Annotated in this window: 19 protein-coding genes; 11 read left to right on the top strand and 8 right to left on the bottom strand. The window is 65.0% G+C overall.

All coding sequences use genetic code 11. The annotated features are described in order from the left end of the window. The first annotated feature begins 1 nt into the window (after nt 1). The gene (locus tag ACP7EG_RS04900) at nt 2–952 is read left to right on the top strand and encodes a PP2C family protein-serine/threonine phosphatase (RefSeq protein WP_426086653.1); all 951 of its coding nucleotides are present in this window, start codon (nt 2–4) and stop codon (nt 950–952) included. On the opposite strand, the gene ACP7EG_RS04895 is transcribed toward ACP7EG_RS04900, so the two are convergent. After that, nucleotides 933–1,352, bottom strand: coding sequence for a DUF2177 family protein (locus ACP7EG_RS04895; RefSeq protein WP_426086652.1), 420 nt, complete (start codon nt 1,350–1,352; stop codon nt 933–935). The genes ACP7EG_RS04900 and ACP7EG_RS04895 overlap by 20 nt on opposite strands. 306 nt (nt 1,353–1,658) lie before the next feature. Here ACP7EG_RS04895 and ACP7EG_RS04890 point away from each other — a divergent pair, with 306 nt between their 5' ends. The 5 genes from ACP7EG_RS04890 to ACP7EG_RS04870 all read left to right on the top strand — a co-directional run bounded on the left by ACP7EG_RS04890 (nt 1,659) and on the right by ACP7EG_RS04870 (nt 8,582). Further along, nucleotides 1,659–3,284 carry an FHA domain-containing protein gene (locus ACP7EG_RS04890; RefSeq protein WP_426086651.1) on the top strand — a complete coding sequence of 542 codons (1,626 nt, stop codon included), beginning with the start codon at nt 1,659–1,661 and terminating at the stop codon, nt 3,282–3,284. Nucleotides 3,285–3,795: 511 nt separating this feature from the next. Further along, the gene (locus ACP7EG_RS04885) at nt 3,796–4,389 is read left to right on the top strand and encodes a metal-dependent hydrolase (protein ID WP_426086650.1); all 594 of its coding nucleotides are present in this window, start codon (nt 3,796–3,798) and stop codon (nt 4,387–4,389) included. Nucleotides 4,390–4,504: 115 nt separating this feature from the next. Beyond that, nucleotides 4,505–5,023, top strand: a complete 519-nt coding sequence (locus tag ACP7EG_RS04880) for a sigma-70 family RNA polymerase sigma factor (protein ID WP_426086649.1) — start codon at nt 4,505–4,507, stop codon at nt 5,021–5,023. Next, complete coding sequence (locus ACP7EG_RS04875; RefSeq protein WP_426086648.1) at nt 5,023–5,991, top strand: FecR domain-containing protein; 969 nt, start codon at nt 5,023–5,025, stop codon at nt 5,989–5,991. Before ACP7EG_RS04880 ends, ACP7EG_RS04875 begins: the two co-directional genes overlap by 1 nt. A 113-nt stretch (nt 5,992–6,104) precedes the next feature. After that, nucleotides 6,105–8,582: a TonB-dependent siderophore receptor gene (locus tag ACP7EG_RS04870; protein WP_426086646.1), complete on the top strand. Its 2,478-nt coding sequence runs from the start codon at nt 6,105–6,107 to the stop codon at nt 8,580–8,582. 9 nt (nt 8,583–8,591) lie between these two features. On the opposite strand, the gene ACP7EG_RS04865 is transcribed toward ACP7EG_RS04870, so the two are convergent. The 5 genes from ACP7EG_RS04865 to ACP7EG_RS04845 form a co-directional block, all read right to left on the bottom strand. Then, a complete protein-coding gene (locus ACP7EG_RS04865; protein WP_426086645.1) occupies nt 8,592–9,479 on the bottom strand; it encodes a pirin family protein in 888 nt (295 codons plus the stop codon). Continuing rightward, nucleotides 9,476–9,874, bottom strand: coding sequence for an OsmC family protein (locus tag ACP7EG_RS04860; protein ID WP_099763291.1), 399 nt, complete (start codon nt 9,872–9,874; stop codon nt 9,476–9,478). The genes ACP7EG_RS04865 and ACP7EG_RS04860 overlap by 4 nt, the downstream gene beginning before the upstream one ends. Before the next feature lie 78 nt (nt 9,875–9,952). Then, a complete protein-coding gene (locus tag ACP7EG_RS04855; protein WP_426086644.1) occupies nt 9,953–10,699 on the bottom strand; it encodes an SIMPL domain-containing protein in 747 nt (248 codons plus the stop codon). Nucleotides 10,700–10,734: 35 nt separating this feature from the next. Beyond that, nucleotides 10,735–13,056: an SUMF1/EgtB/PvdO family nonheme iron enzyme gene (locus ACP7EG_RS04850; protein ID WP_426086643.1), complete on the bottom strand. Its 2,322-nt coding sequence runs from the start codon at nt 13,054–13,056 to the stop codon at nt 10,735–10,737. A 19-nt stretch (nt 13,057–13,075) separates the two neighbouring features. Further along, nucleotides 13,076–15,391 carry a hypothetical protein gene (locus ACP7EG_RS04845; RefSeq protein ID WP_426086642.1) on the bottom strand — a complete coding sequence of 772 codons (2,316 nt, stop codon included), beginning with the start codon at nt 15,389–15,391 and terminating at the stop codon, nt 13,076–13,078. 365 nt (nt 15,392–15,756) lie between these two features. Here ACP7EG_RS04845 and ACP7EG_RS04840 point away from each other — a divergent pair, with 365 nt between their 5' ends. From ACP7EG_RS04840 to ACP7EG_RS04830, 3 genes are all read left to right on the top strand, one after another. Beyond that, nucleotides 15,757–15,993 carry a hypothetical protein gene (locus ACP7EG_RS04840; RefSeq protein ID WP_426086641.1) on the top strand — a complete coding sequence of 79 codons (237 nt, stop codon included), beginning with the start codon at nt 15,757–15,759 and terminating at the stop codon, nt 15,991–15,993. A 187-nt stretch (nt 15,994–16,180) separates the two neighbouring features. Continuing rightward, nucleotides 16,181–16,879: a hypothetical protein gene (locus ACP7EG_RS04835; protein WP_426086640.1), complete on the top strand. Its 699-nt coding sequence runs from the start codon at nt 16,181–16,183 to the stop codon at nt 16,877–16,879. 115 nt (nt 16,880–16,994) lie between these two features. Continuing rightward, the gene (locus ACP7EG_RS04830) at nt 16,995–18,023 is read left to right on the top strand and encodes a transporter (RefSeq protein ID WP_170840458.1); all 1,029 of its coding nucleotides are present in this window, start codon (nt 16,995–16,997) and stop codon (nt 18,021–18,023) included. 64 nt (nt 18,024–18,087) lie between these two features. Here ACP7EG_RS04830 and rnk read toward each other — a convergent pair whose 3' ends face one another. Further along, entirely contained in the window at nt 18,088–18,495 is a 408-nt protein-coding gene (gene rnk, locus ACP7EG_RS04825; protein ID WP_167389686.1) for a nucleoside diphosphate kinase regulator, read from the bottom strand. Between the two features lie 580 nt (nt 18,496–19,075). Between rnk and ACP7EG_RS04820 the strand changes: the two genes are divergently transcribed. Then, entirely contained in the window at nt 19,076–20,968 is a 1,893-nt protein-coding gene (locus ACP7EG_RS04820) for a putative bifunctional diguanylate cyclase/phosphodiesterase (protein WP_426086639.1), read from the top strand. 182 nt (nt 20,969–21,150) lie between these two features. On the opposite strand, the gene ACP7EG_RS04815 is transcribed toward ACP7EG_RS04820, so the two are convergent. Further along, nucleotides 21,151–22,839, bottom strand: coding sequence for a peptide chain release factor 3 (locus ACP7EG_RS04815; protein WP_373629862.1), 1,689 nt, complete (start codon nt 22,837–22,839; stop codon nt 21,151–21,153). 162 nt (nt 22,840–23,001) lie between these two features. On the opposite strand from ACP7EG_RS04815, the gene ACP7EG_RS04810 reads away from it, so the two are divergent. After that, the gene (locus ACP7EG_RS04810) at nt 23,002–25,059 is read left to right on the top strand and encodes a methyl-accepting chemotaxis protein (RefSeq protein WP_426086638.1); all 2,058 of its coding nucleotides are present in this window, start codon (nt 23,002–23,004) and stop codon (nt 25,057–25,059) included. Nucleotides 25,060–25,232: the final 173 nt, after the last annotated feature.

Raw genomic sequence — 25,232 nt, 5'->3', positions numbered from 1 at the left:
GATGCATTTAATCAAAGACGCGCTTGACTTCGGCCCCTGGCTCGATGCCGCCGCCGGCAGCAGCATGGGCGCCGGCCCCGTGCCGCGGCGCGAGAACCAGGACAACTTCCTGCTGATCGATGCCAGCGGCCACGCCGTCTGCCTGTCGCGGCAGGCGCCATTCCACTGCCAGGTGCCGGGCTGGCCGCGCGGCCATGTGCGCGCAGCCGTGCTCGACGGCATGGGCGGCCACGGCCAGGGGCGCGAAGCGGCGGAAGCGGCCGTGCAAGGCTTGCTGGCCATGCCTGCCTGCCTCGACACGGCCAGCCTGGCAGCCAGGCTCGATGCTCTGCACACGCGCTTGCAGGATGGTTTCGCCAGGAGCACGCCCGCCCAGGCGCGTCCGCCCGGCACCACCCTGACCTTGCTGGAAGTGCCGCCCGGCGAAGCGCCGCTGCTGTATCACGTGGGCGATTCGCGCCTGTATGAACTTGCCGATGGCGTGGCCAGCATCCTCACCATCGACCACGTGCCGGCCACCGTGTACGCCATGCGCGGCGCGCTCGACGAGACGCGCTGGCGCGCCGCCGTGCACGGCGAGCACCATCCGCAAATCTCGCAGGCATTTATTTTAGGCAACGCCCTAAGCGACAGCTTGCAGCTCGACAAGCCCCTGCGCGGCCTCGATGCATCCACCTTGCCACCCTTCCTGGCGCACCTGGGCGACCGCCGCGTGCTGCGCGTGCGCCCCGGCGCCCACTATGTGCTGGCCAGCGACGGCTTCTGGGCCTGTGACGATCCGCTGGCGCTCACGGCCCGCTGGCCCGCCTTGTGTGCCGGCAAGAGTGCTGCCCAGGCCGTCAGCGCCCTGTTCGACGACTTCCTCTCCGATCCGCCAACAGGTTTACATAGCGACAACATTACCTTGCTCGCGCTGCGCTTCGATGCGGCGTTCAGCGCCCCAGGCGGCTAGCAGCCAGATAACCGGCCGTCGCCGACACGGCCGACAGCACGGCGCCCCAGGTCATGTCGATCGCCGTCAGGCCCAGCGGCCAGTCGCGCAAGGTGGCATAGTTGCTCAAATCATAGGTGCCATAGGCAAGCAGTCCAAGCAGCGCACCCAGCGCCGCCGCCGTGCGCCCGCGGCGCGCGCGCAGTCCGGGCAAGATGGCAAAGACCAGCAGCCCCGCCACGTACAGCATATAAAACAACACGGCCGGCGCCCAGCGCGGAGACTCCGCCAGCAGCGGCCCCAGCGCCGCCGCGTACACAGGCTTCATCAGCACCGCCAGCCACAGGGCATCGATGGCCAGGAAGACGCACAAGGTGGCGCCATAGGCAATGACAAGCTGTAGCGGGCGTTGGACAGGCATGCTCTTCTCTCGATTCAAGCGTTAGGGGGAACGGCCAGCATAATGCAAAACGCCCCAGGCTCGCATCGCGGGCGTAAAAATGCCCGGCCGGCGCGCACGCGCATTGATGGGAAGCGATTCCATGCAATATCAAAATAACATATCCAGAAAAACATAATATGTGTTTTTGAGCAATAGTTTCCATGGCATATATGAAGGGGGGTGACCAGGGACATGAATTTGGGCAAAAAGTGCGCATTCCGGGGCCGCGAAAGTTGCCAAGCAGGCGCAAAAGCGCGTAAGCTCTCATGTAGAACAGAGGGCGAAATGTCCCCGCTCGATTCGAGTCAGAATGTCATGAAAAAATGCAGCAACCCGGAGCACCCGCACTGTACGTTCTGGGTCTTGCCTGGGGATACAGTCTGTGCGGGCAACCACCCGCAAGCGACGACTGCTCCCAGCAGCTACGACCTGTTGACCGCACTGCGCAGCGCCCGTTCCGAGCCATCGGCAACGGCGCTTTCGCACGCCCCTGCGCATGATTCTGATACTCGTGATACTGTTATTCGCGATGCTGCCATTCAAACGGTAAGCCGCTCCTCACCGGCGGCCGCCGCCCCGGCATTCACGCCAGCGCCCGTTGCGCCTGCAACGGTGCCGCCCGCCTACCAGCCGGTGCAAGCCCACCTGCACATCAGCGGCTTCGATCCGCGCGCGGCAGGCGGACGGCAAACCCTGAAGATGGAATTGCGCGGCATGAGCGCCGCCTGCGCACCGCAGTTGACCTTGCGCCTGCGCTCGGATCTGATCCCGCGCGGTGCCGTGCAACATGATTTCGTGCGCACCACGCGCGGCGACTGGCGCCCCGTGTTTGTCGAGTTTTCCTCGCGCAACAAGGAACACGGGCAATACCAGATCGAAGTGGAAGTGCACAGCCATGTCGATGGCGCCGTGGCGCAAAAATGGGTGTGCACCTTCGTCATCCTGGTGCCGCGCCGCGACGCCACGCTGACGGAAATCCACCAGATCTTCCTCAGCACGCACAAGAATGTGCGCGTGATGGCGGACGACGCCTCGATCGCCCGCGTGACGGGCGGCGACGGCTGCAACCTCGACGTGACGGCGCGCAATGCCGGCATTGCCCACGTGGACTTGTCCGCGCCGCAAGGCAAGATCGACATGGGCTTTACCACCATTGCCTGGGACGAGGAGTTGATCGAAGTCGACCTGCCCGCCGCCAACCACTGCCATCCGCACCCGAGCCAGGCCGCCTGCCTCGTCAATGCGGCGCCGGAAGCGGGCGAGCAGCGCCAGATCCGCCTGTTCGCGCTGGAAGAATGCATGCTGGGCCGCTTCGAGCTGGTGGACCCGGAAGCGGACGTGCTGCTCAGCCATTTCAGTCCCGACGGCCAGGACAACAACGGCCTGACGCGCCGCCTGTCGGGCCGCCATGCCATCATCCGGCGCAGCGGGCAAGGTTTTGAAATCGAGGATGTATCGCGCTATGGCGTGCTGCTCGACGGCGTATGGCCCGGCAAGCACAAACCCGTCGCCCTGCGCCTGGGCATGCGCATCGAATTGTCTGCCAGCATCAAGGGCATCGTCGTGCTCAGCGTCACGGCCATCCTGGCGCACGGCGTGATCCTGCACCGCATCGACCACGGCGCCCGCGCCGAATGCTTTTACCTGCTGCTGCCGGAAGCCCAGCCTTCGCTGGCCAGCCACCTGGCCACGCCGCAGGCCAGCTGCCTGCCCGTGCTATTTCACCGCAACGGCGGTTTCTGGCATATCGATACCGCCAGCGGCAAGGAAACCGCGCTGGCCCCCGCCACTGCTCTGGATAAACTCAGCGGCTTCGCGCGGCACAACCGCTTCGCCAGCGAACCGTATCCGGAATGCTGGATCATCCGCACCGAGGGTGCGGCGCTGTGCGATAGTGTGCTAACCGCATAGAAACACTGAACCAAACCTACTGCGCGTCGGTATAGGCGGCCTGCGATGCTCACCGTACTAGAGTACGGTTGCGCTTCTCGACCACCTCTCCCTTCCGCTCGCTACGGTTTTGTTCAGTGTTGTAAGTCTGCAGTTATCCGCAAGGCACTAGCGGGGTACCAGTACAAGGAAAATCATCGACAAGCCCAGAATAAACACCGCTTCCAGCGTAAACACGATGGCGGGAATCTGCAATTCGCGCGGGATTTTCATGGCGAGACCTCTTCAAAACGTGGGACTACTTTCAGCATAGCGCGCCCTGCGCCAATTACATTATCAGCCGCACAACACACTTGAACGCCCGGCATGACTTGCCGAGTCCGCTAGCCAGGCCCTGCCGACACATAATTTAACAAATTATCGCCAGATATTCTGCAAATAGCACCCCTCCACGCCCTTGCATACTGTATATTCATCCAGTTAATATCCCCCTGTATTTCACACAACGCCCGCATGGCGTTTTACATTTTCTATGGCTTCCAACAAAGCGCATCATGCGACCGGTTGGGCTGCCGGCGTGATCGCCGCGGCCCTGGTCGCGCACGCTGGCGCCGGTGGCCCCTACCAAGTGCTGAGCATGCTCGCCTTTGTCATGGGCGCACTGGGCGGCACGGCGCCGGACTGGCTGGAAGTGGCCTGGTGGGCGCGCACGCACCGGCTGTGGATCACGCACCGCACCTGGACGCACTGGGGCCTGGCCTGGATCGCCCTGCTCGTCTACACGTATCTGCAATTGCCGCACCACCTGTGGGCGCCGCCCCTGTTCGGCTTTGCCGCAGGCGGCATCATGCATCTGCTGGCCGACTGGCCCAATCCGCTGGGCGTGCCGTGGATTTTCCGCCGCCACTCGTTGCGCTGGTGGAAAAGCGGCCGCCACGACATCATCGTCATCCTCGCCGCCTGGCTGGCCGCCACCGTCGTGGCCGACCACGTGTTTTTTGATGGCATCCACCTGCGCCGCACCGTGCTGGCGTTTGACAGCCTGCTGCACTGGTCCGCTGGCGCACTCCAGACGACCTGGGCGGATCTGCAACAGTGGCAAGAGCGCTGGCGCCTCGGCGGCTGACGCCAATTGACGCCGGCGGCATGGCAATGTGATAATGAGTATCATTCTCAAACAGCCCAGCCAGCCGGCACCCCGCGTTCCGTCAGCCCAGCTCATCCCTTGCCTGGAGAACGCAGTGAGCACCGTCAGTCCCACCTATGCCAGCCCCCTGACCACCCTGTACAGCGAACACCACGGCTGGCTGTATGGCTGGCTGCGCGGCAAGCTGGGCAACCGCGCCGAGGCGGCCGACCTGGCGCAGGACACGTTTTTACGCCTGCTGGGCAAACGCGAGGTGACACCGCTGGCGCCCCTGCGCGAGCCGCGCGGCTACCTGGCAACCATCGCACGCGGCTTGCTGATCGACCGCTACCGGCGCCAGGCGCTGGAACACGCCTATCTGGAAGCGCTGGCGCAGCAGGCGGAGCCGACAACGATGTGCGCCGAAACGCATGCCATCATCATCGAAACCCTGCTCGCAGTCGACCGTCTGCTCGACCGCCTCGGGGCGCGCACGCGGACCATCTTCCTGCTGGCGCAAATCGAAGAGCTCAGCTATGTGGACATCAGCCGACGCCTCGGTGTCTCCCTGCCCACCGTCAAGAAGCACCTGGTGCGCGCCTACACGGAATGCCTGCTGCTGGCGGCCGGCTGATGTTTGGCGCCACCACCGCCCCTTCCACGCCTATCGCCCGCAAGGTGCTGGCCGCCGCCGCCCACTGGCATGTGGAACTCCAATGCGGCAGTGCAGACGCAGCCGCCGTGCAGGCATGGCGCGACGCCAGCGCCGAGCATGAACGGGCCTGGCAGCTGCTGCAGCGCATGGACGGCCAGCTGGGCGCGATACCGACAGCGCTGGCGATTCCCGCGCTGCAGGCGGCGCAGCAGCGCCGGCGCGCGGCCGCCAAGATACTCGCCGTGCTGGTGGCGGCTGGCGGCGGCATCGCGCTGGGCCAGGCGGGCCTGCAATCGGGCCCATGGCAAGCCCTGACGGCGTCCTTGCGCACGGCGCCGGGCCACCGCCGCCACGTGCCCCTGGCCGATGGCGGGCGCCTGGAGATGAATACGGATAGCGCCGTGGATGTCGCTTACAGCGCCACACAGCGTCGGATCCGCCTGCACCAGGGCGAAATCATCATCACGACGGCATCCGATGCCCGCCCCTTCCTGGTCGACACCCCGCACGGCGTGATCCGCGCGCTGGGCACGCGCTTCGGCGTGCGCTGCGATGCGGACGGCAGCGTCGTCAGCGTCTTCGAACACGCGGTGGAAGTGCGCTGCGCGGCGCGCCCGGACGCCGTGCGGCGCCTGGAAGCGGGCCAGCAGTTGCGCTTCTCCGACACTGGCTTGGCAGCCGTACTGGCCATGCCAGCGCACCAGGACAGCTGGCTGCGCGGCATGCTGGTGGCCGCCGACTGGCCCCTGCAGCAACTGCTGCGGGAACTGGCGCGCTACCGGCGCGGGCGCCTCGCCTGCGACGCCAAGGTGGCGCAGCGTCCCGTCACGGGCACCTACCGCCTCGACGATATCGACGCCGTACTGGAAAGCCTGTGCGCCTCGCACGGCCTGCAAGTGACGTACTTCACGCGCTACTGGGCCACGGTGTCGGCCCGGCCGGCATAATTATTTTCAGTTTTTTTGCGCCAGGGGTTGGTGTTTCGATGCGCTGCTTCGGCTTCATGGATAAGTAGCCGATTCATCCTCCATTGACCATACCCTGAACCGAAAGACCGAGCATGCAGCTGACCACCCCCGTCCTCCATCCCGCCGCGCGCGCCATCCGCCTGGCCGTCCTCGCCATGGCGTGCGCCGCCCCCGCCGCCTTCCTCGCCGCGCCCGCGCTGGCGCAAGGCCAGGCCGCCACCACCGCGCCGCAAGCCTACGCCATTGCGGCCGGCCCGCTGGCCACCGCCCTCAACGATTTTGCCGTCGCCGCCGGCGTCAGCCTGTCGACCGATCCCTCTCAGACGCGCGGCCTGCGCTCGGCCGGCGTGCGCGGCAGCTTCAACGTCAGCCAGGGCTTTGCGCAGGTGCTGGCCGGCAGCGGCCTGGAAGCGCTGCAGTTGCCGAACGGCGCCTACGTGCTGCGCCAGGCGGCGCCAACCTCCGCCTCGGCGACCGGCGTGGAAAAGACCATGGCGCCCGTGATGGTCAGCGCCAGCATGGAGCGCGACCCTGTCAGTGAACACAGCAACTCGTACGCGGCGCGCGCCGTCACCGTCGGCAAGGGCGTGCAAACCCTGCGCGAGATTCCGCTATCCGTCAGCGTCGTCACGCGCCAGAAAATGGACGACCAGAACCTCAACACCATCGATGCCGTGCTGGCCAATACCACCGGCATCACCATGTACGACAGCCCGATGGGCGGACGCTATGTGTATTCGCGCGGCTTCATGGTCGAAACGTACCAGTTCGACGGCGTGAACCGCGCCATGTACTACCCGCAGGCGAACAGCTTTACCAGCAATACAGCCATGCTCGACCGCGTGGAAATCGTGCGCGGCGCCACGGGCCTGCTGCAGGGCACGGGCTCTCCTGGTGCGGCCATCAACATGGTGCGCAAACGCCCGCTGGCGGAAAAGCAGGTACAGCTGGCGCTCGGCGCGGGCCGCTGGAACGACGTGCGTGGCGAAGTCGATGTCACCGGCCCCCTGAACGAATCGGGCAGCATCCGCGGCCGCGCCGTGGCCGCGCACGACCAGCGCGATTATTTCTATGACGTGGCCGACAGCCGCACCGACGTGCTGTACGGCGTGCTGGAATTCGACCTGGCGCCGGGCAGCAAACTGACGACGGGCGCCAGCCATGAAAAACTGAAGTCAACGCCATTTTTCTCGGGCATGCCCCGCTACCGCGATGGCAGCGACCCGAAACTGCCCCGCGAGACCTTCCTCGGCGCCGACTGGAACCGCTGGAATAGCAAGCAAACGGCCGTCTTCGCCGAATTCGAACACCGCTTCGATGCCGACTGGTCGTTGAAAGCCAGTGCCAACTACACGCGCGAGCGGCATGACGTGAAATACATGTTCAGCCAGGGTGCACTCGATCCCGCCACCATGGCCGGCATGATGATGTACGGCGGCGTCTTCGACTACGGCAGCACCAACAAGGGCATCGACCTGTCGCTCGATGGCAAATTCAACGCCTTCGGCCGCCGCCACGGTTTCAGCGCCGGTGTCAGCACCAACCGCCTGGAAAGCGACAGCGATTTCAGTCTGGCCCTGCTGCAGAAGCCGAACAACCCGCTGCAACCGAATCGCGGTGTGGCCGAGCCGAGCGACACCTGGTTCCGTGAAAACAGCTATCGGGGCGATCCCAGTGTAACGAAGATGACGCAGACGGGCGCGTATGGCGTGGCCCGCTTCAGCGTCAGCGACCCGCTCACCGTGGTGGCGGGCGCGCGCGTGTCGAACTACAAATGGAGCAGCGTGTACCGCGACACGGGCGAGGTGTATATCGATCCGTACCGCGAAAACGGCGTCGTCACGCCATATGGCGGCGTGATTTACGCATTCGACAAGCGCTGGTCGGGCTACGCCAGCGTGTCCGACATCTTCCAGCCGCAAAACCAGCGCACGGCCGAAGGCGCCCTGCTCGACCCGCTCAAGGGGCGCAACCTGGAATTGGGCGTGAAAGGTGAGCTGTTCGATGGCAAGGTGAATGCCTCGCTGGCGCTGTTCCGCATCGAGCAGCGCAACCGCGCAGAGCTCGACCTGGTCAACACCTGTTCCAGCGGCACGGAGTGCTATTTCTCGGCGGGCAAGGTGCGCAGTGAAGGCGTCGATGCGGAAATCAGCGGCGAAGTGGCGCCGGGCTGGCAGCTGTTCGCCGGCTATACCCTGAACAATTTCAAGTACCTGGAGCAGACCTCGAATGCGGGCGTGATGTTTGCCAGCACCTACTCGCCGCGCCACATGCTGCGCGCGTGGAGCGACTACCGCCTGCCCGGCGCCTTGCAGAAGTGGAGCGTGGGCGGCGGCGTGAACTTCCAGACGCAGAGCTCGCGCGTGACGCGCGACGTGACCGTGGCGCAAGGCGCGTATGCACTGTGGAGCGCGCGCGCCGCCTGGCAGATCGACCGCAACTGGACGGCGGCACTGTCCGTGACGAACCTGCTCGACAAGCGCTACTACCAGACGGTCGGTGCGCCGGCGTGGGGCAATTTCTACGGCGAGCCGCGCAAGGCCGCATTGACCCTGCGCGCGCGCTTCTAAACCAAGCGCCTAGGTTGCCGGGCGCAGGGGCGCCTTCGGCAACGGGATGAATTCCGTCTCGCCCGGCACTTGTCCCATGCGCTGGGCGCTCCAGTCGTCGGCCGCCTGCGACAAACGCTCTTTGCTCGACGAGACGAAATTCCAGAACAGGAAGCGGTGGCCGTCCAGCGGCTCGCCGCCGATGACGACGAATTGCACCGGGCCGCTGCCTGCCGTCACCACGGGCACGGCGCCGGCCTCCAGCAGCGCCATGGTATGCGGCACCAGCGCCACGCCATCGATCAGCACGTCCCCGCTGATCGGATACACCGCCGCTTCCGGCGGCAAGCCCTCCAGGCGCAACTCGCGCCCCGCCTGCAGCGCCACGTCCAGGTACAAGGTCTGCATGTAGGTGCGCACGGGCGAGGTCTGGCCAAAGGCCGTGCCGATCAACACTTTCACGACGGAGCCATCGAGCGGCACGACAGGAATGTCGGCCTGCGGCGTGTGCGTGAAACTTGGTTCGTCTTCTTCATGCGCCTTGGGCAGCGCGGCCCACAGCTGCAAGCCGTGCGTGCGGTGCGGCTGGCCCGCCAGGTCGAGCGGCGTGCGCTCGGAATGCACGATGCCGCGCCCGGCCGTCATCCAATTGATGGCACCCGGCTCGATGCGCTGGTAAGAGCCGATGCTGTCGCGGTGGTCGATCGCACCTTCGAACAGATAGGTGACGGTGGCCAGGCCGATATGCGGATGGGGACGCACGTCGTGGTTGGCATCGGGCGCCACGTCGATGGGGCCGAAATGGTCAAAGAAAATGAAAGGGCCGACGGCCTGCTTGACGGCCGAGGGCAGCAAACGCCGCACGACGAAACCGCCGCCCAGGTCCTTTTCGTGGCTTTTCAGGATGGCCGCGCTCATGCCAGCACCGTCGTCACTTCGGTGGTCACAGCCGTCATCAATTTATGCAGCGGGCATTTGCCGGCCGCGGCGAGCAATTCCTGGCGCTGCGCGTCGCTCAAGTCACCGGTCAGGTGCAGGGTGGCGGCCAGGCGGTACACGCCCTTGCGCTCTTCGCTGGCATCGCGCTCGGTCGACACTTCCACATGTTCCAGGGGAATGCCCTTGTGTTTGGCGTACCAGACCACCGTGAGCGCCTTGCAGGCCGACAGGGCCGCGTCATACAGGTCGTGCGGCGAGGGACCGGCATCGCCGCCGCCTTCAGCGACCGAGGCGTCGGCGGAAATGATGTGATCGCGCACGTGCACGATGTGGCGCATGGGTTGCGACTGGTCGCGGATGGCTTTGATGGTCATGGCGTTCCTTGGTGCGTTTGGAAAGCCACAATTTACACCGTTTGCCCGCTTTGCGCAGCCAGCTCCCCTGCTACCGGCTCATTTGATACGGAACACGGCGTCGACCGTCTGCGCCATTTTGAGGCTGGTGACCATCAGCATGTCGTCGGGATTTTGCCGCTGGCGGCTGTTCGCGCGCTGGTAACGGTCGGACGGCACCAGGCCCACCGCATTACCCAGGTTTTTCAGCTGGTCCGAGGAGATGCCAGCCACGGCGCCCACGCGCTTGCCGAAGCCGCGCGCCATGGCGTCGGCCTTGCGCTGTGCATCCTTGACGGCTTCGCCCATCAACTCCTCTTCCAGGCGGATGCGTTCGGTGGCGCCGAAGGTGACGGCAAACGCATCGAGGTTGGGCATGGCCAGCAGCGGACGCATGACGGCGGGCCATTTCGACAGGTCCATCACGTTGATATGCACGCTGGCCTTGATCAGGTATTGCGGGTTGGCCGGGTCCTGTTCCGCGCCCTTGCGGATTTCCTTGCGCACGTCGCGCACCTCGATGCCGGCAGCCGCCTCGGGCAAGCCCTGCTCCACCAGCAGCGCCTTGACTTCCGTAATACGCGTCTGCACGAGGAGCGTGGCCGCTTCGGGCGAGGGGTCGAAGACGCTGACGTCGAAATCGATCTCGCCCAGGTCGGGCAAGACAAAGCTGAACGCCGTCCCCGTCGCATGGATGAAGGGATAGGAGGGCAAGTCGCCGGCCAGGGCGGAGACGGGCAGGCAGGCGAACAGCAAGGACAGCAGGCGGCGTTTGAACACGGACACTCCGGCACGGTTAGGATGCATGAAGTATCCGCCAAGATGACAGATTTAACAATAAATTAATCGAGCGTGCGCGCCACCCGAAAGCCCACGATATCGTTCGACAGCACGGTGGAAAAAGCGTTGCGCAGGGCCGAGCGCAGATAGCGCGGGTGATACAACCAGGAGCCGCCGCGCAGGATGCGCCGGCTGCTGTCGCTGCCCTCTTCCCACGCGCTGCCGTCGACTGGCGCGCCGTCGTAATTGTCGTGCACCACGTCCTGCACCCATTCCCACACATTGCCATGCATGTCGAACAGGCCCCAGGAATTCGGCGCGAAGCTGCCCAGCGGCGTGGTGCCGCCCCGGTACACGCCGCGTGGGCCGCCGTTGTAGACATACAGGCCGTCGTAATTGGCTTGCTCGGTGCTGATCGTGTCGCCCACGTTGAAGGCCGTGCGCGTACCGGCGCGGCAGGCGTATTCCCACTCTGCTTCGCTGGGCAGGCGATACTGCCGCCCGGTGCGCTCGCTGAGCCAGGCCAGGTATAGCTGCGCGTCATTCCAGCTCACGCCCACCACCGGGTGCAGGTCGTTCTGCACGAAGCCGGGATTGTCCCAGTCCGTCTCGGAACCGCCCGCCCAGCCGGTCGCCTTGACGAAAGCGCGCCATTCGCCCACGCTGACGGGGTGGCGCGCCAGCGCGAATGGGCGCTCGATGCCAACCCAGTGCTGCGGCGTTTCGCGCTCCAGCCATGCCTGCTGCGAGCCGGCCTGGATGGCAGCCTTGTGCTCCGTCTCGTGCGCGCCCATCTGGAAGCGGCCGCTGGGAATGAGCACCAGTTCCGGACCCTGCCCCGCGCCATCGAGAAAATCGTCGCGCAAGATGCCTTCGGCATTGGCCACCGGTTGCACATGTTCGGGTTCCGATTCCGCTTCTGGCGCCGGCGCGGATGCTGGCGCAGGGACAGACGCGGCGGCGCGGCTGGCCTCTGCGCGACGCGCGCGTTCCTGCTCGGCGCGATAGGCCGCCTCCGCCTTGGCGACGATGGCCTTGCGCTGCAATTCCTGATGTTCCTGCAAGGCGGTGGCGGCATCGGCTTCGCGGCGCGCGCGCAACTGGCCGCGCAGCGCTTCCTTGCGCAGCTTGCGCGCCTCTTCCGCTTCGAAATGGCGCTGCGCTTCCTGCTCGCGGCGCAGTTTGTCCTGCCGCTGCTTTTCCAGCGCAGCGGCATGGATTTCCGCCTTGCGCCGCTGGTCCAGTTCTTCCTGGCGTATCCGGGCCCGCTTGATCTCTTCTTCGCGCGCCTGTTCGGCGGCCAGCGCCGCCTGCCGTTGTTGCTGCGCCGTGCGCGCCTGCTGCTGGCGCGCCTGTTCCGCCAGTTCTTCCGGCGACGGCCCGGCGGCACGCTCCAGATTTTCCAGCAAGGCTTGCACCGATAGCGGCCGCAATTCTGCCGTCAGCGAAAAACCGTTCTGCAGCACTTGCCACTGCGCCGCATTGAGCGCCTGCGGTGGCGAGGGCAGATGGCTGGCGCTGCGCGCATCGTCGAAGGGCATGCGCCCTTCCAGCATCTGGTAAATCATCACGGCCACCGCATACACGTCCAGGCGCGGGCTGGGCTGGCGCTGGTTGGCGCCTGCCTCGGGCGCCCGATAACCGTGCGTGCCCGCATTCGGCATGTCCAGCGCCAGGCTGCTGTCCGCATTGCGCACGCGCGTCGCGATGCCGTAATCGAGCAATTTGATATCGCCTTTCGCCGTCAGGAAGACATTGCCCGGCTTGATGTCGCGGTGCACCAGCTTGTGCTTTTCCCACGCATACGACAGGGCCTCGGCCACCGGCTGCAGCAATTCCTGCACCCTGGAGAGCGGCAGCGCGCCCTGGCGGCCCAGGTAGTGCTCGAGGTCTTCGCCATCGAGGCATTCCATGATGATGAAATAGCTGGCCGTGGCCGGATCCTGCGCCCACTCGTAGACGCGCACGATGTTCTCATGCGCGAGTTTTCTCGCCTGGGTCGCTTCCTCGATCAGCAACTTGGCGTGCGTGGCGCTTTGCGTCAGCTGCGGCGGCAAGATCTTCAGCGCCACCATTTCGCTGCTGCCCAGCTCCGCGTGCGTGGCCAGGTCGGTGGCTTGCCACACCTGCCCCATGCCGCCCGTGCCGATCAGCCGTTCGAGCCGGTAGCGGCGGTTTTGCGGGCCGATTTCCTGGCCCGTCATGAAGCCCAGCTCCGTGCCCTGGCGCACCGGCAGCGGCACGGCCACGGGTGCTGCGCCTGGCGGCGCGTACTCGGCGTCGAGGATGGCGTTTTTGCGGCGTTCAAATTCCTGCTCGCTGAGCAGCCCGTCGTCATGGAGGGCGCGCAGTTCCCGCAGTTTGTCTCGTGCTTTTTGCATCATCTGGGGTGAAACGCTTCCATCAAGGCTGCAGGGCGACGCCACAGGCGGCGCAGAATTTATCTTCCGGATGGCCCGCGCGCTGCGCATGGCCGTTCTTGCAGCGGGCCGGCGCGGCAGAGGCAGCGCCTGGCTGCAGCGCCTGCGCCACGGCCACGCCCAGCTGCGCCTGCGCCGACAGGCCATGCGCGTGCGCCGCGTTCTGCAAGTTGATCAGGTCGAGCTGCTGGCGCCGTTCGCGTTCCGCCTGGCCTTCCAGGTAGCTGCGCTCCTGCGCCACACTGTCCTGCGCCATGCGCATGGCGTCCAGCGGCGCGACGCCGTTCTCGGCCGCCGCCAGCGCCGCCAGCGCGTGAATCTGCTCGGCGCTCATGCCGGCCTGCAGCTGCGTTTTCAGCACTTGCGCCAGCGCGGCCGCGTTCTGCCCGGCGGCCATGGCCAGCTTGCCCGTGTCGCTCAAGCTGCCGATTTTCTCGATGCGGTCGATGTCGATGCGCGCCAGTGCGGCCGCATGCGCCTGCTGCGCCAGCAAGGCCTCGTACTCGCCCTTCCAGCGCGCGTAATCGCTTTCGCGCTGCTGCGCCATGGCCAGCAAATCGCGCTGCCATTGCGCTTCCTGTTCCAGCTGGCGCAGCTGCTGGCGCTGTTCCTCGATGGCCAGCGCATCGAGCTGCGCCAGCTGCGTTTGCTGCTGCAGCTGGCGCGCGTGCACGCCGTCGGCCTCGATGGTGCGCAACAGCTTTTCCTGCTGCGCGATGGCGTCTTCGCGCGCGCCGCCGCGCCGCAGCGCCGCCACTTTTTCCGCGATTTCCGCCGCCTGCACCTGCGCCGCTTCATCCTTGTGCGCCTCGGCGCGCAGCAATTCGCGCTGGCGCGCCAGCTGCATCTGGTCTTCCCACTCCTGCACCCGCTCGGCCTCGCGCTTGCGCGCCGCATTTGCCAGCATCAGGCCCTGCCAGGCGGCCTGGTGCTGCTCCGCCTCCAGTTGCGCCTCACGCTGGGCCGCATCCGCTTGCGCCTGGCGCAGGCGCGCCAGCTGGGTGCGGCGGCCCGTCTCGTCGTCGATCAGCAGCGCGCTTTCGATCTGCTGCGCTATCGACTGCAAGTGGACTTGATGCGTAAAACGCTGCTGCGCCAGCTGGATCTGCTCGCGCCCATGCAGCTGCGACAATTCCAGCTCGCTGCGCATCTTGATGGCGGCCAGCGCGCGCACGTGTTCCCAGTTGGCCGTTTCATCGGCGCGCTGCGCGCCCTTTTGCGCCAGTTCCTGTTCCAGCTCGCCCAGCGCCAGCGCGGCGCCGTGGTCGAGCGCCTGGCGCCGCGATTTCGCTTCCAGAATGCGGCCATACAGGTCGATCTGGCGTCCGCGCAGCGCTTGCAGGCGCTCCGCTTCCTGGTGGCCCAGCTCGGCTTTTTCCAGCGTCGCATCCTGCCGCAGTTCGGTGCGCCGGTGCGCATGGCGCGCCGCCAGTTCTTCGCGGCGGATGCGCTGCCACTCTTCCTCGTCATACAGCTGGTCGAGCTGCTTCATGCGTTCCAGGCTGTGCTGTTCCAGTTCCTGCGCCGGCAAGCCACCCAGCCACAGCGTGCCGATGGCGGCGTCGGCGTTGCCGTCGCGCTTGTCATGGCGTAGCGCCAGCGTCTCCACGCGCGCCACGGCCAGGCCGGATGGCGCCAGGCGCTGGGTCAGCGCCGATTGCAGGCGTTCGTTCAATTCGGGCCGCAAGTCGGCATTCGCGTCCATCTCGCGCAGCGCGCGGCTGCCGATGAATTCCAGCGCAATCTGGCGCACGGACGGCAGCAGCAAGGCGTGCAGGTGGGCGCGCGTGACGGCGCCCGGCGCGCGCATGAACTGGCGCGCGAACGCATCGGGCTGGCCCAGCGCGATATCGATACGCAAGGACGCGGCGACGTTAAGCAGTTCCGTGCTGGCCAGGCCGGGCAGGTCGAATTCGAGATGCACGGCATCGGCGCGCGCGATCAGCACTTCGGCCGGACGCGCCGGCAGCAGCGCGGGCAGGCGCGCAAAGAAGGCGGCGCTGTCGTAGTCGCCGGCCGGTATCAAGGTGAAAGCGTCCGATTGCACGATCCAGGCGCGTGACTCGGCGGGCACCTGCAGGCGGCGCGCCGCGCCGCCGAACAGCGAGGACAGTTCGCGCACGCCGAAGAACAGGGCCAGTTGCCCATCAGCAAGATGCCATTGGTTGGCATGCAGCACCGCGTCGCTGTCGGGGGCGCCCAGCGACAAGCCGCATTGCGCGCAATAGCCGGCGGCAGCGCCGTTCTTGTGCTCGCAGCGCGGGCAGCGGGCGCCGCCAAAACCAAACAATTGGAACATGTGTGACTCCTGATGAGAATGATTGTGTGCGCAAGTGTGCGCAACACGGCTGCCATGCCGATTCTAGCAGGACAGCTGGCGCAGCACCTGCCGCGCGCCGCGTGTGCAGAACTCGGCGCACAACAGGCGCACAACACTGTGCAGTGTCAAATAATGCCATAGAGCAATTGCATTCATATGCACGGATACAGGGCTAATTAGGCCTCAATTCAAGCGGTCGCCCGCCAGCCCTGGTGCAGGCATTTCAGCGCCGTTTTTTTGCAGGCCATCCCGCCAAAACCACGGCTGGTCGCATCTGCATGGCACGCTGGCGCGCCCTTGGCTACAGTGCATGCATACCCACCCGCCACCCGAAAGGAACCATCATGAAAACGTTGAAAAACATGGAAGCCATCTTCACCGTCGCCGTCGCCGTCGCCTGCGGCGCCAGCTATGTCAGCTTCATGCAGCCATCGGCAGCCAGGACCGCCGCTGTGGCGCAAGCGAGCGCCATCCCCGTCGTGGTGGTCAGCGCCAAGCGCCTGACGGAACAGGAAAAGAAAATCTCGCTGATCGAGGAACGGCAAGCCTTGCTGGGCAACACCACCGCCAGCACCTTGTGAGCCATCCATGCTGACCGTATGCCGCCTGGCGCAGCGTAAATAGCCACGCGCCAGGCCGCCATTTGTATCCGCCACGGATACACGGACACACAGCATTGTGTCAATTGTAATAAGTTGAATCAAAGGCGAAAAACCGCCAGCAAACGCCTATAGTCCATTTCACGCAATCACCGAAATGGAGCACACCATGAAACCCATCGCACTCTACGCAGCAGCCATGCTCGCCATCAGCACCGCGGCTTTTTTGCCGGCGCAGGCGATGGCACAGAATCAGCTCGGCGTGAGCATTGTCGTCGGCAACGCCCCGCCTCCACCACGCTTTGAAAGCGCCCCCGCACCGCGCGCCGGCTATGTCTGGGCACCGGGCTACTGGAACTGGGACGGCCAGCGCCATGTCTGGAGCGGCGGCGAATGGCTGCGCGAACGGGGTGGCAACCAGTACCGCCGCGCCGCCTGGATACAAGAGAACAACCGCTGGCGCCTGGACCGTGGTGGCTGGGTCGCCGCGCAAGTGCAGCCCGTGCGCTATGACGACATCCGCATCGCCCCGCCGCCACCGCGCCGCGAAGCCATGCCGCGCGCCCGCCATGGCTATGTCTGGGCCCCGGGTCACTGGGAATGGCGCAGCCAGCGCTACGCCTGGACGCCGGGTGTGTGGATCGCCGAACGCCCCGGCTATGCGTATGCGCCACCCGCCTGGAACCAGCGCGATGGCCGCTGGCAGATGGAGCAAGGCCGCTGGTCGCCACGCGGTCCGAACGGCGACCGCGACCGCGACGGCATCCCCAACCGCTATGACCGCGACAATGGCAACCGCCACGACCGCGACGGCGATGGCGTACCGAACCGCGATGACCGGCGTCCGGATAACCCCCGCCGCAATTAATACGCATCTGTAGTCCAGACAAGGCCACCCATCGCGGTGGCCTTGTCATTTTCCGGACACATCCGTGTATTAAAATCGCGCGACGATCAATCACACTGCGCGAGAAAGATTCACGATGGCGATGGAAACTGCCGGTTTTACTTACGGCTCGGATACCTCGGGCCTGGTCTGGGGCTTCCTGTTTGGCCGCGAGGCGCAACCGCTGGCGCTCGACTCGGCGGCGGCGCTGGCCTGGCTGGCCGATGGCGCGGCCAGGCCGGCGCAGGAATTCGTCTGGCTGCATTTCAATTTATCGCACGCAGCCAGCGAAAAATGGCTGATGACGCATACGCAGCTGGCCGACGAATTCTATGAGACGCTGCACCAGGGTTCCCGCTCGACGCGCATCGAACAGGCGGAAAACACCCTCATCGCCGTGGTCAACGATGTGGTGCACAATTTCTCGTTCGAAGCGTCGGACATTTCCACCATGTGGGCCAGCGTGGCGCAAGACCTCGTCATCACGGCGCGCCGCGCGCCGCTGCAGTCGATCGAGCGCTTGCGCCAGGCCGTCATCAAGAACCACGAGCCGATCCGCTCGTCGGTGGAATTGCTGATCCATTTGCTGCGCGACCAGGCCGACGTGCTGGTCAATATCGTGCGCGATGCCGTGGCGCGGGTCGACGATATCGAAGACCACTTGCTGGCCGGGCGCCTGGTGCCCAAGCGCGAAGACCTGGGCGCCATGCGGCGCGTGCTGGTGCGGCTGCAGCGCCTGCTGGCGCCGGAACCGGCAGCCCTGTTCCGCCTGCTGCAACGCCCGCCTTCATGGGTGTCGGAGCTGGACAGTCTGGAACTGCGCCAGTCGACGGAAGAATTTTCCGTGGTGCTCAGCGATATGTCATCCTTGCAAGAACGCATCAAGCTGCTGCAGGAAGAGATTGCCGCCAGGGTCAACGAGGAAAACAGCCGCAGCCTGTTCGTGCTGACCATCGTCACCGTGCTGGCCTTGCCGATCAATATCATCGCCGGCATGCTGGGCATGAATGTGGGGGGAATTCCGCTGGCCCAGCACCCGCAGGGCTTCTGGATCATCGTTGCCATCATCGTCACGTTTACTGTCGTGGCGGGATGGCTGGTGGTGCGCGTGCAGAGAAACAGTTAAATCCGCTCCCGGCACGGCCTGGCAGGCGAACGGCAGGCGCCGTCCGCCATCTGCGCATCGATGCCTAGCGGTGGTATTCGCCGGCCCGTTCAGGCTGATACACGATTTCCTCGATCTTCACCTTCACCACGCCACCAGGCATGGGCCAGGCGATGCTGTCGCCCACAGACAAGCCCAGCAGCGCGCTGCCGACTGGCGCCAGCACGGAAATGCGGTCGGCCTGGCCGTCCACATCCTTCGGATACACGAGCGTCAGGCAGAATTCCTCCTTGTTTTCCACCGTGAAGCGCACGGTGGAATTCATCGTCACAACGGTGGGCGGTATTTCTTGCGGCTCGAGCACCTCGGCACGACCCAGCTCATCGAGCAAGGCGGCCTTGTCCGGCGACAAGTTATTTCCCAAGGCATACAACAACGCTTCCAGTCGTTCCAGGTCTTGTGACGACAAAATAATTTTTGGTTTTTTTTCCAAGATATCCTCACTATTGATCATTAGGGCGACGTCCGGTTTTGCTGGCGGCAGTTTACTTGGCCGCAGCAGACAAAATAAACAGCATCAGAACGTCCATCATCAGCGGATTATGGACGAACTCGCGGAGCAAGGCCATAGCGTTCTCGCATTCTTCATTAAAATTTATTAAAATCAATGACTTGCAATGGCCGATACGGACAAAAAGTTAATCCCTGCCGTGACGGCTGCAGGCATTCAAGTTACTCTGCATGACATTTTGTTTACCTTCAGCATGTTTTTAGGGGAAAAAACCCGCCGCTAAAAAAAGGATTAAAATTCAGATTACATTATTATTAGAAAGACACGCCCCGCCTTTTCCGCCTGACTTGTCGCCTTGCATGCGGCTACCGGCCTGCGGCATGGCGACTAAATTGCCGCGTGCCCTGTACTTTCACGCTGCGAAATGACAATATATCGGCCTTAACAACACGTTGAGAGTTCCGGCTCACTTCGGTTTTCATCAGACTGGAACGTAAAGTATGGCAGGGCGAGGCGGGATCACACGGGGTGGCGGCAAGCGTGGCCGGCAGGAGAATGCGTCATGATGGTGCCATTGATGCTACCCTCGGTGCAGTTGCGCGGTGACCGGATAGCCAGGCTGAACCTGCTGGCCGCAGCGGCCATGCTGGCCACGGCCAGCCTGCTGCTGATCCTCTTCCAGTTGTTTTCCCTCCAGGCATCGCTCCAGCGCGACCTGCGCATCCAGGCCGACATGCTGGCGCCAGCCGCTACCCAGGCCATGCGCCACGATGATCGCCTTGCGGCGCAACAGGTGCTCGCTCCCCTCGCCGCCGCCCCGCATGTCCGGCAAGCACTGCTCTACAGTCCGTATGGCACGCCATTCGCCCGCTACGCGCGCAGCGCCAGCGATACCGTGCCCACGGCGCCGCGCAACGGTCAGCAAATCGATTACCTGGACGGCAGCGCCGCCCTCCTGCAAAACCTGCCCGGCGGCGGCGCACTGTATCTGCGCGCCAGCCTGGCGCCGCTGTTCGGCAGCCTGGCGCAATTTGCCGCCTTCACCCTGCTGGTCTGCCTGTGTGCGTTCGGCCTGACGGTCCTGATGGTGCGCCGCACGCGCACCGCTGTCCAGCAAGCGGAAAGCCATTTGCACTACCTGGCCCACGTCGATCCTGTCACGCAACTGCCGAACCGCCATGAATTCAACGGCGCCCTGGCCTACGCGCTGGCGCGCGCCGACCGCCAGGACAGCAGCGTGGGACTGCTGCTGCTGGACCTGGACAACTTCAAGGTGGTCAACGACACGCTGGGCCACCACTGCGGCGACCAGCTGCTCAAACTCGTCGCAGAACGCCTGGTGGAGATCCTGCGCGGCACCGACATCATCTGCCGCATCGGCGGCGACGAATTCGTCGTCATCGTCGAACCGGCCGACGACGCTTCGGAAATGGCCAGTGTGGCGCGCAAGATCCTGGCCGTGCTGGCCGCGCCGTTCGCGCTGGAAGGCCACCAGCTGTATGTCAGCGCCAGCATCGGCGTGAGCCTGTATCCGTTCGATGCGCAGGACGTGGCCACCCTGACGCGCAATGCCGACACGGCCATGTACCACGCCAAGCACCAGGGCAAGAACCGCTATGCCGTGTTCAAGGCCGAAATGGAATTGCGCGCCCAGCGCCGCCTGCGCATGGAAGCGAACCTGCGCCGCGCCCTGCAAAACGAGGAGCTGTATCTGCACTACCAGCCGCAGATCGACTTGCGCAGCGGGCGCATCGTCGGCGTGGAAGCGCTGATACGCTGGAACTGCCGCGAGATGGGCCAGCTCAGCCCCAGCGAATTCATCCCCGTGGCCGAGGAAAGCGGCATCATCGTCGAGCTGGGACGCTGGGTGCTGCAAAGCGCCTGCCGCCAGGCGGCCAGCTGGTGCAAGGCCGGCCTGCTCGATTCGCTCGAACACGTGGCCGTCAACCTGTCGGCCTGCCAGGCGCGCGACCCGGGATTGATGGACGATATCCGCGCCATCCTGCACGAGACGCAGCTGCCGCATGGCTTGCTGGAGCTGGAAATCACGGAAGGGGTATTGATGGACAATATCCACGCCAACGTGGAACTGATGCGGCGCCTGCAGGACACGGGCATCCACCTGTCGATCGACGATTTCGGCACCGGCTATTCCTCGATGTCGTACCTGAAGCGCCTGCCGATCGATCAATTGAAAATTGACCGCAGCTTCGTGCACGACCTGCCCGGCGAAGGCGAAGCCATCGTCACGGCCATCATCGCTATGGCGCACAGCCTGCATCTGAAAGTGGTGGCCGAAGGCGTGGAAACGCTGCAGCAGGTGGAGTTTTTGAGAAAAGCCGGCTGCGACAACGTGCAGGGCTTTTTCTTTGCGCGCCCCATGACGGCGGCGCAGTTGACGGCATTGCTGCTGGAGCGGCGCGACTGGAGTACGCGCACCGTCATGTCGGCTTGAATTGCGCCAACGATGGTGTCGGATTACGCGGCGTGCCGCCGCTAATCCGACCTACACAATGAACAGGCAAGTCGGCGTAGGTCGGATTAGCGGGGCCGCCGAGGCGCGCAGCGCGTAATCCGACATCACCCGCACCTCAAAGCGCAGGTCGGGCTAGCGCGTAACCCGACGCCACCTCTACATCAAGCCAATTTCGCCGAATGCTCGCGCGTCGCGTGGAACGTCAGCTTCGGCCAGCGCTCTTCCGTCAGGCGCAGGTTCACGCCCGACGTGGCCAGATAAGCCATGTTGCCGGCCGCATCGTAGGCCACGTTGTGGCCCAGCGCGTTCTCGAAATCCTGCAGGATGCGCTTGTCGTCGCAGCTGACCCAACGCGCGCTGCTGATGCTGGTGCCTTCGAAGACGGCGTCGACGCCATACTCGTTGAGCAAGCGGCTCGCCACCACCTCGAACTGCAGCACGCCGACGGCGCCCAGTACCAGTTCGCCGCCCTGCACCGGCTTGAAGACCTGCACTGCACCCTCTTCGCCCAGCTGCTGCAAACCCTTGTGCAACTGCTTGATCTTCAAGGGATTACGGATGCGCACTGAGCGGAAGAAGTCTGGCGCGAAGTAGGGAATGCCCGTAAAGGTCAGCATCTCGCCTTCGGAAAAACTGTCGCCGATCTGCATGTTGCCGTGGTTCGGCAAGCCGATGATGTCGCCCGCGTACGCCTCTTCCACCTGTTCGCGCGAGGAAGCCATGAAGGTCACCACGTTCGACACCTTGATCTCGCGCCCCAGGCGCAAGTGCTTGACCTTCATGCCGCGCTCGAAACGTCCCGAGCACACGCGCAAAAAGGCGATGCGGTCGCGGTGCGCCGGATCCATGTTCGCCTGGATCTTGAAGACGAAGCCCGTAAACGGCTGCTCGGACGGCGCCACCGACCGCACGGTCGCGTCGCGCTCGCGCGGCGCCGGCGCCCAGTCGACCAGCGCCGAGAGAATCTCGCGCACGCCGAAGTTGTTGATGGCCGAACCGAAGAACACGGGCGTCTGCACGCCGGAGAGGAATTCTTCCAGGTTGAACGGGTTCGACGCGCCGTGCACCAGCTCCACTTCCATGCGCAACTGGTCCATCTCCAGCGGGAACATCTCCTGCAGGCGCGGGTTGTCAATGCCCTTGATGATTTCGAAAGCGCCGTCGGCTTTTTCTTCGCCGGCCTTGAACAGCATGATCTCGTCGTTCAGCAGGTGATACACGCCGCGGAAGTTCTTGCCCATGCCGATAGGCCAGGTGACGGGCGCGCACTGGATCTTCAGCACCGATTCGAGTTCGTCGAGCAGGTCCAGCGGATCGCGCGTCTCGCGGTCCATCTTGTTCATGAACGTGACGATGGGCGTATTGCGCATGCGGCAGACAGCCAGCAGCTTGATCGTCTGCGCTTCCACGCCCTTGGCCGCATCGATCACCATCAGCGCCGAGTCGACTGCCGTCAGCACGCGGTAGGTATCTTCCGAGAAGTCCTGGTGGCCGGGGGTGTCGAGCAGGTTGACGACGTGGCCGCGAAATTCGAACTGCATCACCGAGGAGGCGACGGAAATGCCGCGTTGCTTCTCGATCTCCATCCAGTCCGACGTCGCGTGGCGGCCCGATTTACGCGCCTTGACGGTACCGGCCATCTGGATCGCGCCCGAGAACAGCAGCAGTTTTTCCGTCAGCGTGGTCTTGCCCGCATCCGGGTGGGAAATGATGCCGAAGGTGCGGCGGCGCGCCACTTCGCGCGCGATCACGGCAGGCGCCTTGCTGCTGGCTGACGCTGCGGCGTTGTCCGCATTGTCGCTGGAATCGGGGGTAGTGATGTCGTTCTCGTTGGCCATATTGGTGACCATAATATGGCCCTCGCAAAAAACCCTCGATTTTACAGAAGGATCGCACTTCCGTGTGAACTGCTTCACTCGGGCGGAAAGCAAAATTGCCCACTTCATCAAGGGGTCACAATCCGCAGGCAACATTGCATTGCAGAAATGTTGTCACCCTACCCTGGAAAACCGATGAAAATCCTCCTTACCCCCGCCATCCGCCTCATGCAGCGCTTGCGCCTGCTGCCCAAATTCATGCTGGTCTGCCTGGTCTTCCTGCTGCCGCTGGCGCTGGCGACCACCCTGCTGATCTCGGAGCTGGGCAAGTCGCTGGCGCAGGCGCAGGATGCGCAGCGGGGCGTGGCTTATGTGCGCCAACTGCAGGAAGGCACGCGGCTGCTGCAGCAACGGCGCGGCTTGGAACACTTGCGCCTGAGCGGCAAGGCGGGCATGGACAACTCGGCCCTGAATGCGCGCATCACGGCCGCGCTGGCGTCCCTGGCGCGCTTGCCGGCCGGCGCCGGCCTGCCCCAGGCGGCCGAGCTGACGAAGCAGTGGCAAGCCCTGCTGGGCCGCCAGGCGGGCCTCGCGGCGCGCGACAGCTACGCGGCGCACACGGCGCTGCTGCGCCAGGCGGCCAAACTGGGCCAGCTGGTGGCCGACCGTTCGCACCTGAGCCTCGACCCGGACGCGGGCGCCAACCACCTGAGCGCCGTCTTCACGGCCACCCTGCCCGACCTGGCCGAGAGCCTGTCCGACATCGCCGGGCGCGGCGCCGCCTACATCGACACGGGCCTGTTCGAAGCAAACGAAGATCAACTCGTCAACGCCAACGCCCTGATCGCGCGCCACGAACTGGAACGCCTGCCGGCCCGCTTCGACGAAATCCTCGCCGCCAAGCCGGCCTTGCGCGCCAGCCTGCAGCCGGCGCTGAAAGCCGTGCCGACGGCACTGGCCTTCCTCGAACGCACGAAAAATGAAGTGACGAATTCCTACGACCAGACCTCGGGCGCGCAATTCCACGCGGCCGGCATGCAAGCCATCGACGCCCTGCACGCGCTCTCCGGCGCCTCGGCCAGCGCGCTGGACGACTTGCTGGCGCAGCGCATCGCCCGCGACGAGGCGCGCCGCGGCCTGATCCTGGCCGCCATGCTGCTGGTGCTGCTGGCCGCCGCCTACCTGTGCGCGGGCTTCTATGCCGCGTTCGCGCGCGACGTGACGCAATTGCGCGTGGCCGTCGGCGCGGCGGCGGCCGGTGACCTGTCGCAGCGCATCACCTCGCAGGCGCATGATGAAATCGGCGACCTGGTGCGCGACTTCGGCGCCATGACACACGGCCTGGCCACCCTGGTGCAGGAAATCCGCGGCGGCGCGGCCGTCATCGCGGCGGCCGGCGCCGATATCGCGCAGGGCAATGCGGCCCTGTCCGGCCACACGGCCACGCAAGCGGACGCGCTGGGCGCCACGGTGGACTCGATGCGCGAGCTGACGGCCACCGTGGGCCGCAACGAAGCCCATGTGGGACAGGGACGCACCCTGGTGGCGACGGCGGCCGACGTGGCCCTGCGCGGCGGGCAAACGGTGGGTGCCGTGGTCGAGACCATGGCCTCGATCAAGGCCAGCTCGCACAAGATCGTCGACATCATCGGCGTCATCAACGGCATCGCCTTCCAGACGAATATCCTGGCCCTGAATGCGGCCGTGGAAGCGGCGCGCGCGGGCGAGCAAGGACGCGGCTTTGCCGTCGTCGCGTCCGAAGTGCGCAGCCTGGCGCAGCGCTCGAACGAAGCGGCGCTGGAAATCAAGCGCCTGATCGGCGATTCCGTGGCCACCGTGGATGCGGGCGGCGACCTCGTCAATGCCGCCGGCAACACCATGCGGCAAGTCGTCGATGCGGTGCAGCAGGTGGCCGTGGTGATCGGGCGCATCAGCAGCGCTGGCGCCGAGCAGAATGGCGAGATCGCCCGCATCAACCAGGCGCTGGCGCAAATCGACGACATGACGCGCCAGAACGCGGGCCTGGTCGACGAGGCGCGCGCCGGTTCGCAGCGCCTGCACCAGGAAGGCGAGGCGCTGACGCAGGCCGTCAGCCGCTTCCGCCTGGGCGAACACGAGGCGCCTGGTACGCGCCATACACCCGCCGCGAGCATGCGAGACGGCTTGCCCAGCGTGCGTCCGGCCGGCCTGTGGAGCGCCAATAAGCCGCGCGTCATATCACAAAATCGCGCAGAACGGCGCAAGGCTAGCTAGGCTAAAGTGTGCATGTAGGACAAGGACTACAATTTCGCCTCAAAAGAGACTACAAGGTGGCGACTGCTAATCTTATGTTCGCCACTTACATAAGCTTTTAAAGTAGCTACATCGCGATCTGCACCGCGCGGTTGAAAAAAACACTGTTATCCGATGGATGCGGCACAATTTTC

It is taken from the genome of Janthinobacterium sp. PSPC1-1, assembly GCF_049897625.1.
GTDB classification, from domain to species: Bacteria; Pseudomonadota; Gammaproteobacteria; order Burkholderiales; family Burkholderiaceae_D; genus Janthinobacterium; species Janthinobacterium tructae.
The sequence above is the reverse complement of the archived record's forward strand: the minus strand, read 5'-3'. Positions and strand labels throughout refer to the sequence as shown.

Bases quoted from the DNA above. Each gene is read 5' to 3' on its own strand.
- ACP7EG_RS04815 (WP_373629862.1), bottom strand. From the start codon at position 22,839: ATGGTCACCAATATGGCCAACGAGAACGACATCACTACCCCCGATTCC.
- ACP7EG_RS04855 (WP_426086644.1), bottom strand. From the start codon at position 10,699: ATGCATCCTAACCGTGCCGGAGTGTCCGTGTTCAAACGCCGCCTGCTG.
- ACP7EG_RS04875 (WP_426086648.1), top strand. From the start codon at position 5,023: ATGTTTGGCGCCACCACCGCCCCTTCCACGCCTATCGCCCGCAAGGTG.
- ACP7EG_RS04870 (WP_426086646.1), top strand. From the start codon at position 6,105: ATGCAGCTGACCACCCCCGTCCTCCATCCCGCCGCGCGCGCCATCCGC.
- ACP7EG_RS04890 (WP_426086651.1), top strand. From the start codon at position 1,659: ATGTCCCCGCTCGATTCGAGTCAGAATGTCATGAAAAAATGCAGCAAC.
- ACP7EG_RS04820 (WP_426086639.1), top strand. From the start codon at position 19,076: ATGATGGTGCCATTGATGCTACCCTCGGTGCAGTTGCGCGGTGACCGG.
- ACP7EG_RS04835 (WP_426086640.1), top strand. From the start codon at position 16,181: ATGAAACCCATCGCACTCTACGCAGCAGCCATGCTCGCCATCAGCACC.
- ACP7EG_RS04850 (WP_426086643.1), bottom strand. From the start codon at position 13,056: ATGATGCAAAAAGCACGAGACAAACTGCGGGAACTGCGCGCCCTCCAT.
- ACP7EG_RS04895 (WP_426086652.1), bottom strand. From the start codon at position 1,352: ATGCCTGTCCAACGCCCGCTACAGCTTGTCATTGCCTATGGCGCCACC.
- ACP7EG_RS04830 (WP_170840458.1), top strand. From the start codon at position 16,995: ATGGCGATGGAAACTGCCGGTTTTACTTACGGCTCGGATACCTCGGGC.
- ACP7EG_RS04840 (WP_426086641.1), top strand. From the start codon at position 15,757: ATGAAAACGTTGAAAAACATGGAAGCCATCTTCACCGTCGCCGTCGCC.
- ACP7EG_RS04845 (WP_426086642.1), bottom strand. From the start codon at position 15,391: ATGTTCCAATTGTTTGGTTTTGGCGGCGCCCGCTGCCCGCGCTGCGAG.
- ACP7EG_RS04900 (WP_426086653.1), top strand. From the start codon at position 2: ATGCATTTAATCAAAGACGCGCTTGACTTCGGCCCCTGGCTCGATGCC.
- ACP7EG_RS04885 (WP_426086650.1), top strand. From the start codon at position 3,796: ATGGCTTCCAACAAAGCGCATCATGCGACCGGTTGGGCTGCCGGCGTG.
- ACP7EG_RS04810 (WP_426086638.1), top strand. From the start codon at position 23,002: ATGAAAATCCTCCTTACCCCCGCCATCCGCCTCATGCAGCGCTTGCGC.
- ACP7EG_RS04860 (WP_099763291.1), bottom strand. From the start codon at position 9,874: ATGACCATCAAAGCCATCCGCGACCAGTCGCAACCCATGCGCCACATC.
- ACP7EG_RS04865 (WP_426086645.1), bottom strand. From the start codon at position 9,479: ATGAGCGCGGCCATCCTGAAAAGCCACGAAAAGGACCTGGGCGGCGGT.